At 58.3% G+C, this 13903-nt stretch carries 15 protein-coding genes; 10 read left to right on the top strand and 5 right to left on the bottom strand.

What is annotated here, in order from left to right; genetic code table 11:
• Positions 1–152 precede the first annotated feature (152 nt).
• From dctP to GV827_RS04340, 3 genes are read left to right on the top strand one after another with little or no spacing between them, the layout of a single operon-like run.
• Complete coding sequence (gene dctP / locus GV827_RS04350) at positions 153–1118, top strand: TRAP transporter substrate-binding protein DctP (RefSeq protein WP_164352478.1); 966 nt, start codon at positions 153–155, stop codon at positions 1116–1118.
• A 6-nt stretch (positions 1119–1124) separates the two neighbouring features.
• The gene (locus GV827_RS04345) at positions 1125–1619 is read left to right on the top strand and encodes a TRAP transporter small permease (RefSeq protein ID WP_164352477.1); all 495 of its coding nucleotides are present in this window, start codon (positions 1125–1127) and stop codon (positions 1617–1619) included.
• A 4-nt stretch (positions 1620–1623) separates the two neighbouring features.
• On the top strand, positions 1624–2940 hold the full coding sequence (locus GV827_RS04340) for a TRAP transporter large permease (protein ID WP_164352476.1): 1317 nt from the start codon (positions 1624–1626) through the stop codon (positions 2938–2940).
• Here the strand turns inward: GV827_RS04340 and GV827_RS04335 are convergent.
• The 5 genes from GV827_RS04335 to GV827_RS04315 all read right to left on the bottom strand — a co-directional run bounded on the left by GV827_RS04335 (position 2937) and on the right by GV827_RS04315 (position 8078).
• Positions 2937–3683 carry an SDR family oxidoreductase gene (locus GV827_RS04335; protein ID WP_164352693.1) on the bottom strand — a complete coding sequence of 249 codons (747 nt, stop codon included), beginning with the start codon at positions 3681–3683 and terminating at the stop codon, positions 2937–2939. The genes GV827_RS04340 and GV827_RS04335 overlap by 4 nt on opposite strands.
• Before the next feature lie 9 nt (positions 3684–3692).
• Positions 3693–5147: an aldehyde dehydrogenase family protein gene (locus GV827_RS04330; protein ID WP_164352475.1), complete on the bottom strand. Its 1455-nt coding sequence runs from the start codon at positions 5145–5147 to the stop codon at positions 3693–3695.
• A gap of 105 nt (positions 5148–5252) precedes the next feature.
• A complete protein-coding gene (locus GV827_RS04325; RefSeq protein WP_164352474.1) occupies positions 5253–6335 on the bottom strand; it encodes a flavin monoamine oxidase family protein in 1083 nt (360 codons plus the stop codon).
• Positions 6335–6988: a cupin domain-containing protein gene (locus tag GV827_RS04320; protein WP_164352473.1), complete on the bottom strand. Its 654-nt coding sequence runs from the start codon at positions 6986–6988 to the stop codon at positions 6335–6337. Before GV827_RS04320 ends, GV827_RS04325 begins: the two co-directional genes overlap by 1 nt.
• 49 nt (positions 6989–7037) lie before the next feature.
• The gene (locus GV827_RS04315) at positions 7038–8078 is read right to left on the bottom strand and encodes an aromatic ring-hydroxylating dioxygenase subunit alpha (protein WP_164352472.1); all 1041 of its coding nucleotides are present in this window, start codon (positions 8076–8078) and stop codon (positions 7038–7040) included.
• 131 nt (positions 8079–8209) lie between these two features.
• On the opposite strand from GV827_RS04315, the gene GV827_RS04310 reads away from it, so the two are divergent.
• The 7 genes from GV827_RS04310 to GV827_RS04280 all read left to right on the top strand — a co-directional run bounded on the left by GV827_RS04310 (position 8210) and on the right by GV827_RS04280 (position 13901).
• Complete coding sequence (locus GV827_RS04310) at positions 8210–8938, top strand: PAS domain-containing protein (RefSeq protein ID WP_164352471.1); 729 nt, start codon at positions 8210–8212, stop codon at positions 8936–8938.
• Between the two features lie 98 nt (positions 8939–9036).
• Positions 9037–10239 (top strand): 3-oxoadipyl-CoA thiolase, encoded by a 1203-nt coding sequence (gene pcaF / locus GV827_RS04305; RefSeq protein ID WP_164352470.1) that lies wholly within the window; start codon positions 9037–9039, stop codon positions 10237–10239.
• A 32-nt stretch (positions 10240–10271) separates the two neighbouring features.
• Positions 10272–11264: a 1,2-phenylacetyl-CoA epoxidase subunit PaaA gene (gene paaA, locus GV827_RS04300; RefSeq protein WP_164352469.1), complete on the top strand. Its 993-nt coding sequence runs from the start codon at positions 10272–10274 to the stop codon at positions 11262–11264.
• A gap of 5 nt (positions 11265–11269) precedes the next feature.
• Positions 11270–11614, top strand: coding sequence for a 1,2-phenylacetyl-CoA epoxidase subunit PaaB (gene paaB / locus GV827_RS04295; RefSeq protein WP_164352468.1), 345 nt, complete (start codon positions 11270–11272; stop codon positions 11612–11614).
• A gap of 29 nt (positions 11615–11643) precedes the next feature.
• Entirely contained in the window at positions 11644–12366 is a 723-nt protein-coding gene (gene paaC, locus GV827_RS04290; RefSeq protein ID WP_164352691.1) for a 1,2-phenylacetyl-CoA epoxidase subunit PaaC, read from the top strand.
• Positions 12360–12827 (top strand): 1,2-phenylacetyl-CoA epoxidase subunit PaaD, encoded by a 468-nt coding sequence (paaD, locus tag GV827_RS04285; RefSeq protein ID WP_164352467.1) that lies wholly within the window; start codon positions 12360–12362, stop codon positions 12825–12827. The genes paaC and paaD overlap by 7 nt, the downstream gene beginning before the upstream one ends.
• Positions 12828–12836: 9 nt before the next feature.
• Positions 12837–13901, top strand: coding sequence for a 2Fe-2S iron-sulfur cluster-binding protein (locus GV827_RS04280; protein WP_164352466.1), 1065 nt, complete (start codon positions 12837–12839; stop codon positions 13899–13901).
• The last annotated feature ends 2 nt before the right edge of the window (positions 13902–13903 follow it).

Genomic DNA, 13903 nt, shown 5'->3' with positions numbered 1-13903 from the left:
AAACGATCTTTCAACAATCGCTCGGGAATCGCTCCGGGGAATCCATAAAAATTGACTATGCGACAGGGTGTCGCTACGATTTACATGCAGATACATATAATGTGGCACCGGGGCGCAAGATGCCGGGCCGCGATAACACTGGGAGAGTTACCATGAAGATCAAGACCCTGCTTTCGGCTGCCATTCTTGCGGCAAGTTCCTTTAGCACCGCTGCTTTTGCCGATGAGGTGACCTTGCGTGGCGTATCCGCCTTTAACCTCGGCACCACGTTCAGCCGCGAATTTGAAGCCTTTGTCGATTGGATTAACGAAAACGGTAAAGGGGTCGTGCAAATCCAGCTTGTTGGCGGACCCGAGGCCGTACCACCGTTTGAGCTGGGCAATGCTGTTCAGTCAGGCGTCGTCGACATCGCCAACAATACAACCGCGTTCTATCCCAACCTTGTGCCCACCGGCGATGCGATCCATCTGGCAGAAAACACTGTTCAGGAACAGCGCGCGAACGGCTGCTATGACCTGATCGACCGCATCCATCAGGAACAGATGAACGTGAAATTTCTGGCGCGCGCAGGCGACGGGATGGGTTTTCACCTTTATCTGACCAAGCCTATCGACGGGCCGGACCTGTCTGGTCTGACAATCCGTACAACGCCGGTCTACCAAGCAATGTTCTCTGCGCTTGGGGCCAATCTGGTGCGCACCGCACCCGGTGAGGTTTACAGCGCCCTGGAGCGCGGCGCGATTGACGGCTACGGTTGGCCTGCGCAGGGCGTGCTGGATCTGGGCTGGGACGAGCAGACCAAGTACCGCGTTGATCCAAGCTTTTATAATGTCGACGTAAACCTGCTGGTGAACCTCGATGTCTGGAACGGGCTGACCGATGAACAGCGTGCCAAGCTCGAAGAGGGCGCGGCCTGGATGGAGGAACTGAACGCCAAGAACGCCGAGATCAACGCCGCCGAATACGCCAAGCAGGCGGAAGCTGGCATCGAAACGATTACCCTGAATGATGCAGATGCAGATAAATGGCTTGAGACGGCACAAACCGAAGGTTGGGCCGCAGTCGATGCGGTGGACGCCGCGCTTTCAAAAGAGCTTCAGGCCTGCCTGACCAAATAACCGCAGATGCTCGGACAGCTTTTTGACCGGTTGCTCTGGCTGCTCGCCGCACTGTCGGCGGGCATTTTCGGTGCAATTGCCATCGTCATCAGCATCAACGTAGCGCTGCGGAACCTTGGTCTGCCGGTAATTTATGGTGCTCTTGATGGCATCCAGTACGCGCTGATGATCGCAACATTCATGGGCGCGCCGTGGGTTCTGGCACGGGATGGGCACGTCAAAGTGGACCTGCTGACCGCATCGCTTGCTCCGCACACCCAGACCATGCTTGCCCGCGTGACGGCACTGATCGGGGCGCTCACGGCGGCGGTTCTGGGCTGGTACGGTTTTCAGGCCGCAGTTGCGTCGGCTGCACGTGGATCCATGATCCGCACTTCTTTTGTGATCCCCGAATGGTGGATGTTGGCTTTTGTCCCCGTGTCACTGACGCTTTGCGTGATTGTTTTCGCGCGCAAGCTGGTGCGCCCGGATGACCCAGACCGCGCGCTAAGCGGGCTTTAGCGGCATGGATTGGGTACTTGTTCTGACATTGATGCTGGGTGGTCTGGCTGTTCTCTTGTTGATGGGCATGCCGGTGGCCTTTGCCTTTATCGCCGTCACGACCGTGGGTGCCTATCACGTGCTGGGCGGCGAACGCGGCATTTTGCAATTGGCCCGCAATTCCGCGCAATCGGTGGCAAACTTCCAACTTGCACCGATACCCTTGTTTATCCTGATGGGCGAAATCCTGTTCCAGACCGGTGTTGCCCACAGGGCCATTGACGCGATCGAACGCGTTGTGACCCGCATCCCCGGACGGATGTCCGTCGTGACCATCTTTGGCGGCACCATTTTTGCGGCTCTGTCCGGTTCTACCATCGCGAACACGGCGATGCTGGGCAGTACGCTGCTGCCCGGAATGTTAAAGCGCGGCTATCATCCGTCCATGGCAATGGGGCCAATCATGGCCTCGGGTGCCATCGCAATGCTGATCCCGCCGTCTGCCCTGGCCGTTCTCGTGGGTTCGCTCGCGGGCATTTCCATCGCGGGTCTGCTGATTGCCGGTGTGATCCCCGCGTTGCTTTTGGCAGGACTATTCGTCGCCTACGTGGTCGGGCGCAGCATCATTGATCCCACCGTCGCGCCGCCCGACACACTTGAACAAATGACCCTCAAGGAACGCTGGACGCCGTTTGTCCTTTACGTCCTGCCGCTCTCGGTCCTTTTTCTTGTCGTCATCGGGTCTCTCCTGATGGGCATCGCAACGCCGACAGAGAGCGCAGCCCTCGGCAGTCTGACTGCCGTGCTGATCGGTGCGGCGTACCGCTCGCTCAGCTGGGACAAACTGGGCCGTGCGCTCATGGAGACGCTGAAACTGTCGGTGATGATCCTTTTCATCATCGCGGCCAGCCAGACCTTTGCGCAGGTTCTATCGTTCTCAGGGGCCACCAGCGGGCTCATTCGCACGATCAACAGCTTTGATCCAACGCCGCTGATGGTCCTGCTGGGCATGATCGCGATACTGCTGTTTCTGGGCTGTTTTATCGACCAGGTGTCGATGCTGATGGTGACAGTTCCCATTTTTGTGCCGCTCGCGCAGGCGATGGGGATCAATGAACTGGTCCTTGGCGTGGTCTACCTGCTGACAATGGAGATCGGCCTGCTGACCCCACCCTTCGGGCTGCTGCTTTTTGTGATGCGCGGCGTCGCCCCACCCGAAATCCGGATGCGGCAGATCTATGCTGCCGTGACGCCCTTTCTGTTGATCAAGCTTTTCGTTCTTGGCCTGATCGTCTGGGTGCCCGAACTGGGAACATGGCTGCCGGGCCTGATGGGGCGCTAGATACAGCGCCCGCCGTCCACTTCCATGCACACGCCGGTGATCATGCTCGCCTCGTCCGAGCATAGGTAGCAAGCGGCGTTGCCCATGTCCTCTGGTGTGGAAAAACGGCCAAGCGGGATGGTCGACAGGAACTTGGCCCGCACCTCAGGCGTGTCTTCGCCCATGAACATCTTGAGCAGCGGCGTATCACCCGCCACGGGGTTCAGCGCATTCACCCGCACACCCAGTGGGGCCAATTCCACCGCCATCCCCTTGGTCGCCGTATTCAACCATCCCTTGGATGCGTTGTACCAGCTCAGCCGTGGGCGTGGGCTGATTGCGGCTGTTGAAGAGATGTTCAGAATGGCGCCAGACTTTTGTGCCTTCATCAATGGCACGATTTCGCGTGCAGTGAGGTAGACGGACTTCGCGTTCACGGCGAGGACCTTGTCGAAATCCTCTTCTGACACGTCTTCCATTGCAGCAGGCCAATGGGTTGTTCCTGCGTTATTGACCAGAATATCAATCTGTCCAAAGCTCGAAATTGCCCGTTCGGTCATCTCCTTGACCTCTGCACCAAGGGCGACGTTTGTTTGGATCGTTTCAACCGCGTCACCCAGTTCCGCCGCCACCTCATTGGCCAGATCTAGGTTCAAGTCCGCGATTAGAACGCGTGCACCTTCGGCCACGAATTTGCGCGTGATGCCCGCGCCAAAACCCGACGCGCCACCGGTGACGATTGCTGTTTTGCCTTCTAGTCTCATCATTCTTTCCTATCCATGAAGCGCTGCGACGGTCTTGAGCGTCGAGAATCCATAAAGTGCTTCGAACCCTTTTTCGCGGCCATGACCCGAAAGACCTGTACCGCCGAAAGGCAGTTCCACCCCCCCGCCCGCGCCGTAGTTGTTGAGGAACACCTGCCCCGCGCGCAGCCGCTTGGCCAGCCGCATCTGCCGGGCCCCGTCAGAGGACCAGACAGAGGCCACAAGGCCATAGTGCGTGCCATTGGCGATGGCGACCGCCTCCTCCTCGTCATCGAAGGAGATGACCACCTGAACAGGGCCGAAAATTTCGTCCTGCGCCAGCGTGTGATCCGGGGCCACATCGGTAAAAAGAGTGGGAGCGACATAAGCACCGCCCTTGGGCGCATCGGCGATGATTTCCCCCTGTGCCGCGATTTCCAGATCGGACCCCTTGGCGATAAACCCCTCTACGATTTCGCGCTGACGGGCCGAAACGAGCGGACCGACATCCAGATCATCCAAGGCAGGCCCAGCGCGTAGCGTTGCATAGCGCGAGGCCATCCCTGCCAACACTTCATCGTAACGCGAGCGATGCACAAGGATACGCGACGACGCCGAACATGTCTGACCCGCATTCTGAATGCCTGCATTGGTCAGGAACGGAAGTGCCGCGTCCACATCTGCGTCCTCAAACACCAGTTGCGGGGATTTGCCGCCGAGTTCCAGTGTCACCGGCACCACATTGGCCGCTGCCGCACTTTGGATCAGCTTGCCGACACCAACGGACCCGGTAAACGAAATATGATGCACGCCCGGATGCGCTGTGAGCGCTGCACCCGCTTGCGCGCCCAGCCCCGGCACAACGTTCAATGCCCCAGCGGGCAGGCCCGCCCGGTGCGCCAGTTCGACAAAGGCCAGCGCCGTCAGGCAGGCTTCTTCGGCAGGCTTCAAAACAGCCGCATTGCCCATCGCCAGCGCCGCGCCAACAGATCGGCCAATGATCTGCATCGGGTAATTCCACGGGATGATGTGGCCGGTCACGCCATGGGGTTCCCGCAGGGTATAAACGGTATAGCCATCCAGATAGGGAATCGTCGTGCCGTGGATCTTGTCCGCTGCTCCGGCGTAGAACTCCATGTAGCGGGCCAAGGCCACCACATCTGCCCGCGCCTGTTTCAGCGGCTTGCCTACGTCCATCGCCTCGAGCTGCGCCAGTTCTTCGATGTTTTCCAGCACCAGCGTACCAATCCGTTGCAGGATACGCCCGCGTTCGAAATTCGCGAGCTTGCCCCACGGACCGTCAAGCGCCGCCTGCGCTGCCTGAACGGCCCGGTCGATGTCCGCCGCACCGCCATTGGCGATCTCGCACAGCGTGCTCCCGTCCGACGGATTGCGCAGGGCAATCCCGCCAGTGTCTTCCGGTGGCACCCAAACGCCGTTGATGAAGCACAGGCTTGGGTCAACGCCCAGCGGTGTAATGGTCATAACAAAGTCCTGTCCCGGTTCGCCCTGAGAATATCACGCGTCAGGTTGCGGTATCTGAGAGAGAATAGACAGACACAAAAGCAGCGGCAATGCGAAGGTTTTTCGCTACGACACGTGCCCTTGCGCACCTGAGCGATCAGATATCAGCGCATTCAACGCCCGCTCTGCCGCCTCCAACGCCCCTTCGATGTAGCCGCCAAACTGGGCAGCGACCTCTGTTCCGGCAAACAGCAACCGATCGTCCCAAAGACCCTGCATCGCCACTGGCAAGCCATAGTCCGGATGCGCGGCAAGTGATGTCTGGTCCAGTTCTGTCGCAGTGTAGGGATCGTGCGCCCAGTCCTTTACGATCAATTGCCGTGGGGCAGCAGCATCCGGCCCAAACAGCCGGGTCAATTGTGCGATGACGGCGTCTTGCAACGCCTCCTTATCCTGACGATGCGCGGGCGGAACGCCGACAAACCCAAAAAGCGCATAAGGTCCTCCGGCATCAGGCGACGCATCGTGGACTTCGACCAAGGGTCCGTGTCGGCTCATGGCATCACCGGAGAGCCCGGCGTCCCGCCAGAACGGACGGTCATAGATCGCGACTGCCTTGGCTTGACCCGCCATCCAGGTCTGGACGGCCTGCATGGCCCGGACGGTAGCGTCTGGCAAAGCTGGCTCAAATATCAACTGCGCACCAATACGCGGTGGCAACGCAAGGACGGCACGGCGCGACGCAATCGTTTCTCCGTCCGAGAGGACTGCAATGATTGCATCCCCCCTGCACATCACCTTGACTACCGGGCTGTCTAGCCTGACCCATTCGTCGGGCAGACAGGACTCCAACGCCATAACCAATGCGCCCAACCCGCCTTGCAGACGCCATGACCCCTCCATCGAGGCAAAGCCGCGGCCACGCTGAACCTGCCCCCGTTCGTCTTCGAAACTCAGAATGCCTTGCGCGAATTGGTCAAACTTCGTCAGACCGAAGCGTTCCACAAGTGCCGCAATGCGCGGCTGCCCGGGCCAGAACCACGACGGACCCAGATCATAATATCCGCCGCCAACCTCAGCTGTCTTGATGCGCCCGCCAAGCCGCCCGCGCCCCTCAACCAGCAGCGGCGATTGACCCTGTGTGACAAGCGCCTCGGCCAGCGCGAGACCGGACAGCCCCCCACCGATAATCAGAATGTCTGTGTCCATCAGACGGCAGGCGGGCGGGCGAAAGGCAGATGCCCTGTTTTCATCCAAAGCGTTGCGCCATCTGGTCCTGCGACGGCATCCAGCGCAACGCCTTCGGGCAGACGCAGCCAGCTGCCTTTGACAAGAGTCTCACCGCCCTCGGTCAGGCTGCCCGACAACACAAGAACCTCACCACCGCCCGGCAAATCCTGCGCAAGCGCTTCGCCTGCGCCAAGCTGATGATAGCTGACCGTTTCCCGATCGTCACGATGCAGGATGGCATGGCCATCTTTTGCCTCGGACGCCATGTGACGGCTGAACTGTGTCCGATCATCCAGATCGAACTGCCACAGCTTCACAAAGATCGTACACCCCTCGTCCGATCCCGGCGTATGCGAGGTGGTGGGCGGATTGCGTACGTAGGTGCCTGCCGGGTAATCGCCATGTTCGTCCTGAAAGACCCCTTCCAGCACGATGAACTCTTCACCGCCGGAATGAGTATGGGCCGAGAATTTGGAACCGGGCGCATAGCGCACGATGCTGGTGGCCCGCGCGACCTCATCGCCGATCCTGTCCAGCATACGTCGGTCAACGCCGGGCATCGGGGATGCCTGCCAGTCAATCTGGTCCGAGTGCACGACGACCCGCTTGGAAAAATCCGCATTCAGTTCCATGTCTCGTATCCTTTCCGGTCTTGGCACAAAGCCGCGTGGATCAGCCTGATTACTGGCTCATCTTGGCATACACCATCGCTTCTTCCGCGATCATCGCCTCAAGCTGCCTGCGGAAACGTAGGGGGCCCGCGTCAATGCTCAAGTCGATATGTGGCGATGTTTTTTGTGTCATGCCGATCTGCACCTGATCCAACACCGCGCGATCTTCTTCGAAGGCGGCACGGACGTCTTCGGACATCATCTGGGACAGTTCGGCATCGTCGGGGCGAAGATTGCGCAATTGAAACCAATAATACCGCGTCTCACTCTCGGTGACCGGTGTCATGAAGTTATAGCTGTCCATGATGAACGTCTGATCGTGCAACGGGCCATCCGGCCCACCGGTGCCTGCAGGCGTAAAGATCGCACGGATCAGGGCGTGACCGGGATAGCGGACCTCATAATGCTGCAACCGGTCGCAATTCCCCTCGAATTCAACGATTTTCTTATAAAAAGGTGCCGGTTCATGATCCATCATCCAGCGATGCACAATCACCCCGCTGTCAGTTTTGGTCACGCGCAGCGGCGTGTCCTTGGTCGCTGACGTGGCAAAGGAGCTTTGATGAACCCATGCGACATGCGTGGGGTCCAGCAGGTTGTCGCACATCAGCAGATAATTGCAGTTAAGGTCCATCGCGGCGCCGGTGTTCAGCCCCCATTCCGGATCACCAAAGTTCGGAATATCAATGACGTCATCGGAATCAGCGATGGCTGCATTGCCCATCCAGATCCAGATCAGCCCGTACTTTTCGTGCACCGGGTAAGGCCGCACCCGCGCCGCTGAAGGAATACGGCCGCCACCGGGCGCCCAAACACATTGCCCAGCGCAATCAAATGTCAGTCCGTGATAGCCACATTCAACAGTATCTCCTTTGATCCGGCCCTTGGACAAAGGCAGCTTGCGGTGCGGGCAGGCGTCTTCAAGCGCGATCACTTCGCCGTCTTGCGCACGGAACAGACAAATCTTTTCCCCCAGCACAATCACCTGTTGCAGGTCGCGAGTGACCTCATGATCCCACGCGGCGACGTACCACGCATTCTTAAGAAACATTCCGTTAATCCCCCGATGCTGCCCGAAACCCATTAACGGCAGATGACATGACAAAACCCAATTTTATCTTCTGTGGAAAAACTTTGTTTACCATTGGTTCCTAAGTTTCCCGTATCGAAAAAGGAAACGCCATGTTGAACACGTTGTCCATTGCACAGCTCGATGAGTTGCTGGATCAATTCTCTGTCCCGATGTTTGTGATTGAACGCAAGGGGCCGATTCACGACTTTCGTATCACCTGCATGAACAGCGCTTTGGAAGAACTTGCCGGTCAGCCACGACAGGATTTGTTGGGGCGATCCGTTCTTGAAATGGCCGCAGCAGCCGAAGAAATGCTTGAGTTCTATCAGCGTTGCGTGACGACAAGGCAAACCATCAGGTTTGCCTTTCTTTTTACCAAGGAACAGCGCGAGATTCGCTGGGACAAAACCCTGCAGTACGCTCGCAGCCCCGAAGGACATGACCGCGTGATCGCAACCGCGATCAAGATTTCCGAACAAGCGCCGTTGTTGCAGGACAGGCTGGCATTCGAAGACGTTCGATATTATTCGTCAATCGCGGACCTGCAGCTGGAAAACCTCAGCAGCGCGTTCAAGTCAGCCACCGAACAGGCGCGGGTGACCCCAATTGACGAAGAACGGATCATGCGCCTGCACGCGGTCTGTCGCACGATCCAAAGCACCGTAGGCGATATAAAAGACGTCGTGCGTACCGCCCAGGCAAGACACAAAAAATCAAGCCGCAAAGCCGCTTCTGCCGCGAATGACGCAATCGCTTCTTATGAAAGCGGTCAAGGCATGGACACTGTGCGCGCACTTGTCGATGCGTGTTCAGCCGAACGCAACCATCTCGAACAATAAAGCGTTACGGATATTTCAAACAGATGGAATAATCGTAACATTTCCCTTGTTTCACATCAGTCGATCCCTTAAAAACAACCGCAACAAGGGAGCGATTCATGACAGCATTTATCTGCGATGCGCAGAGGACACCTATTGGGCGATTTGGCGGGGCGTTAGCCTCTGTTCGGGCTGACGATCTGGCAGCAGTACCCATCGCAGCGCTGATGGCCCGCAATCCAGACGTGGATTGGTCGCGCGTCGATGACGTGGTGTTCGGCTGCGCCAATCAGGCAGGTGAAGACAACCGCAACGTTGCGCGTATGGCTGCGTTGCTGGCCGGGCTGCCGGTCGATGTGCCCGGTGCCACCATCAACAGGCTTTGTGCCTCTGGCATGGATGCAGTAGGTGCTGCCGCGCGCGCGATCCGCGCTGGCGATATTGATCTGGCCATCGCAGGTGGTGTGGAAAGCATGACGCGCGCACCCTTTGTCATGCCAAAGGCAGAAACTGCCTTTTCACGCGGCAACGCGGTTTATGACACCACCATTGGCTGGCGTTTCGTGAACCCCAAGATGAAGGCGCAATATGGCATCGATTCCATGCCGCAGACCGCTGACAACGTGGCCGAGGATTACGACGTCAGCCGTGCCGATCAGGACGCTTTTGCGCAGCGCAGTCAGGAACGTTGGGCCGCAGCCGACAAGGCTGGCATCTTTGCCGAGGAAATCACGCCAGTCACGATTCCCCAGCGCAAAGGCGACCCCATTGTGGTGGATCGTGACGAACATCCGCGCCCCGATACCACGCTGGAAAAGCTGGGCAAGCTGCGGGGCATCAACGGCCCGGATCTGACCGTGACCGCTGGCAATGCCTCAGGCGTGAACGATGGCGCAGCAGCGATGCTGGTCGCGTCCGAGCAGGCGATCAAAGATCACAGCCTGACGCCAATCGCCCGCGTTGTCGCGATGAACGCGGCAGGGGTTGAGCCGCGCGTGATGGGCATCGGGCCGATCCCCGCTTGCCAGAAGGTGCTGGACCGCGCAGGCCTGACGGCAGGCCAGATGGACGTGATAGAACTGAACGAGGCTTTCGCGTCCCAAGGTATCGCCACGCTGCGCGCCCTCGGAATTTCCGAAGACGCGCCGCATGTGAACGCGAACGGTGGCGCTATTGCCATCGGTCACCCGCTGGGCATGTCCGGCGCGCGTCTGGTGATGACCGCCGCATTGCAACTGAAACGAACCGGTGGCCGCTATGCGCTTTGCACAATGTGTGTGGGCGTGGGTCAGGGCGTCGCGCTTATTCTTGAGCGCGCGTGAACTGCCTGATTGTTCTTGAAAGGACCTGAACGATGTATGCACAGATGATCAAGTCTACAGGCCAAGGCGTCAAATCCTTGGACGAAATGGAACCCGAAGAGCGCGCCTTTCAGGAGCGCATCAACGCGGGTGGCAAGATTGAGCCAAAGGACTGGATGCCAGACGGGTATCGCAAGAACCTCATTCGCCAGATCGGCCAGCACGCCCATTCCGAGATCGTGGGACAACTGCCCGAAGGCAACTGGATCACCCGCGCCCCAACGCTTGAGCGCAAGGCGATCCTGCTGGCCAAGGTCCAGGACGAGGCGGGGCATGGACTCTACCTCTACTGTGCGGCCGAAACGCTGGGTGTCACCCGTGATGACCTGACGCGCGACCTGCTGTCGGGCAAAATGAAATACAGCTCGATCTTTAACTATCCGACCCTGACATGGGCCGACATGGGCGCCGTGGGCTGGTTGGTTGATGGCGCGGCGATCATGAATCAGGTGCCGCTGCAGCGCACCTCTTACGGCCCCTATGCCCGCGCGATGGTCCGTATCTGCAAGGAAGAATCGTTCCACCAGCGTCAGGGCTACGACATCATGATGAAGATGGCCAACGGCACCGAGGCCCAGCGCAGGATGGCGCAGGATGCACTCAATCGCTTCTGGTATCCGTCACTGATGATGTTCGGACCCTCGGACAAGGACAGCGTGCATTCCGCGCAGTCGATGGCCTGGAAGATCAAGATGAACACCAATGACGAGCTGCGCCAGAAGTTCGTCGACCAGACCGTGCCGCAGGCGGAATACCTTGGTTTGACCGTGCCGGATGAACATCTCAAATGGAACGAGGAAACCGGTCACTACGATTTTTCCGAACCAGACTGGACCGAGTTTTTTGACGTGCTGAAAGGCAACGGCCCTTGCAACACCGAACGTCTCGAAGCGCGCAACAAGGCGTGGGACGAGGGCCGCTGGGTCCGCGAAGGGCTTTTGGCGCATGCCGCCAAGAAACGTGCAGCAAAAATGGCAGCGGAGTAAGCGATATGAGCAGCCCTGAATCCAGTCCCTACAAAGACTCAGAAGCAAGCCCCCACGAGGAGACCCGCAAGACCGAATGGCCGCTGTGGGAAGTATTTATCCGTGGCCAGCACGGCCTCAGCCACCGTCACGTCGGTTCGCTTCACGCGCCAGACGCCGAAATGGCGATCAAGAACGCGCGCGACGTCTATACCCGCCGCAACGAAGGCGTCAGCATCTGGGTGGTCGAGGCGGTTCACATCGCTGCATCCTCGCCAGAGGAAAAAGGCTCTCTTTATGAGCCGTCCAACGACAAGGTCTATCGTCACCCGACCTTCTTTGACATCCCTGACGAAGTGGGGGCGATGTGAGCGATCCATTGTTCGAATTTTGCTGCCGCATGGGCGACAACACGCTGGTGCTGGGACATCGTGTGTCGGAATGGTGCGGCGTGGCCCCGGTACTCGAGGAAGACATCGCGCTGGCCAATACAGCGCTGGACCTGATCGGTCAGACGCAGCTTTGGCTGGGACTGGCCGGTGAGGTCGAAGGCAAAGGACGGGATGCAGACAAGCTCGCCTTTCACCGCGACGTCTGGGATTTCCGCAACGTGCTTTTGGCCGAACAGCCGAATGGTGATTTCGGCCAGACAATGATGCGCCAGTTCCTCTTCGACAGTTGGCACCTGATGTATCTCAAGGCGCTGATGTCGTCCTCCCATGAACAAGTCGCCGCGATTGCGGAGAAATCCGTCAAGGAAGTGACCTATCATCTGGAACGCTCTACCGACACGGTCATCGGCCTTGGGGATGGGACTACGGAAAGCCACGAGCGGATGCAAAAAGCCCTTGATAGGCTCTATCCGTTTGTGGGTGAGATGTTCATCGATGATGAAGTTGACGCTGCAATGGTTGAGGCGGGCATCGCGCCCGATCCGTCCTCTTTGCGTGCGGAGTACGACGCCCACCTTGATACCGTGCTGGCAGAGGCGACACTGACAAAACCCGAAGACGATTTCGCCCACAAGGGCGGAAAAACAGGAGTACGGCATACGGAGCATCTGGGCCATATGCTTACTCAGATGCAGTGGCTGCAACGCGCCTACCCGGACGCGACATGGTAGGCGAAAGACCCAGCATAGAGACTGTTTGGGAATGGCTTTCCGCGGTGCCTGACCCGGAAATCCCCGTCATCTCTTTGACTGATCTGGGGATCATCCGGGACGTCGCATGGCAGGGCGATACCTTGGAAGTCACCGTCACACCGACCTATTCCGGCTGCCCCGCTACGACGATCATCAATCTGGATATCGAGACGGCGCTGCGGGGACATGGCATCGAAAACCTGTCTCTAAAAAGGCAGTTGTCGCCTGCGTGGACGACCGATTGGCTGACCGAGGAAGGCAAGGCGAAGCTGGAAGAATACGGCATCGCACCGCCACAGCCCGCAGGAGGGCCCAAGCATTGCCCGCTCTGCAAGTCCGAGAATGTAGAGCGGATCAGCCAGTTCGGATCAACCCCCTGCAAGGCGCAGTGGCGTTGCACCGACTGCCTGGAACCTTTCGACTATTTCAAATGTATCTGAGGCCGTGAAATGACCCAGTTTCTTCCCGTCAAAGTGACAGATATCCACCACACGATCCGCGACGCGGTTGTGCTGACGCTGGAGCCGGAAAACCCCGAAGCGTTCGATTTCAAACAGGGCCAGTATCTGACCTTCAAACAGGACTTCGAAGGAACAGAACTGCGCCGCAACTATTCGATCTGCGCGGGGCTCGACGATGGCAAGTTGCAGGTTGGGATCAAAAAGGTTGATGGCGGTGCCTTTTCAACCTTCGCCAACACGCAGCTAAAGGTTGGCGATACGCTGCATGCGATGCCGCCTCAGGGCAAGTTTTTCACCGAAATAGAGCCTGATAAGGCAAAGAACTACCTTGGATTTGCCGGGGGTTCCGGGATCACGCCTGTGTTGTCGATCCTGAAAACCGTGCTGAAGCGCGAGCCGAAATCAACCTTTACGCTGGTCTATGCCAACCGCGCCGTGAACACGATCATGTTCCGCGAGGAGCTCGAAGATCTCAAGAATCGCTACATGGGCAGGCTGACGATTATTCACATTCTGGAAAGCGGTCAGGACATCGATCTTTTTACCGGTCGTGTGGATCAATCGAAATGCGATGAGCTGTTCAAACGCTGGATTGACGTCAGCAGCACCGATACCGCGTTCATCTGCGGGCCAGAGCCGATGATGCTGGCCATTGCTGAAAGCCTCGAAAAGCACGGCTTGAAAAAGGATCAAATCAAGTTCGAGCTGTTTTCAGAGAGCCAGCAAGGTCAACTCGCCAAACAGGAAATCGCCAAGCGCAGTGCAGGTCAAAAAGGGACCGAAGTCACTGTAATCATCGACGGTGCCCAGCGCACCTTTGAAATGTCGAAAAGTCAGTCGGTGCTGGATGCCGCGCTGGAAAACGGTCAGGACGCGCCCTTTGCCTGCAAGGCGGGGGTCTGCTCCACCTGCATGTGCAAGGTGCTTGAGGGCGAGGTCGAGATGCTGTCAAACCACGCGCTTGAGGATTACGAGGTCGAGAACGGCTACGTGCTGTCCTGCCAGTCCTATCCGCTGACGGACAAACTCGTTATCGACTACGACACACATTAAGG

This window comes from Sulfitobacter sediminilitoris, assembly GCF_010667575.1.
Taxonomy (GTDB): domain Bacteria; phylum Pseudomonadota; class Alphaproteobacteria; order Rhodobacterales; family Rhodobacteraceae; genus Sulfitobacter; species Sulfitobacter sediminilitoris.
This window is presented reverse-complemented; position numbering and strand designations above follow the sequence as displayed.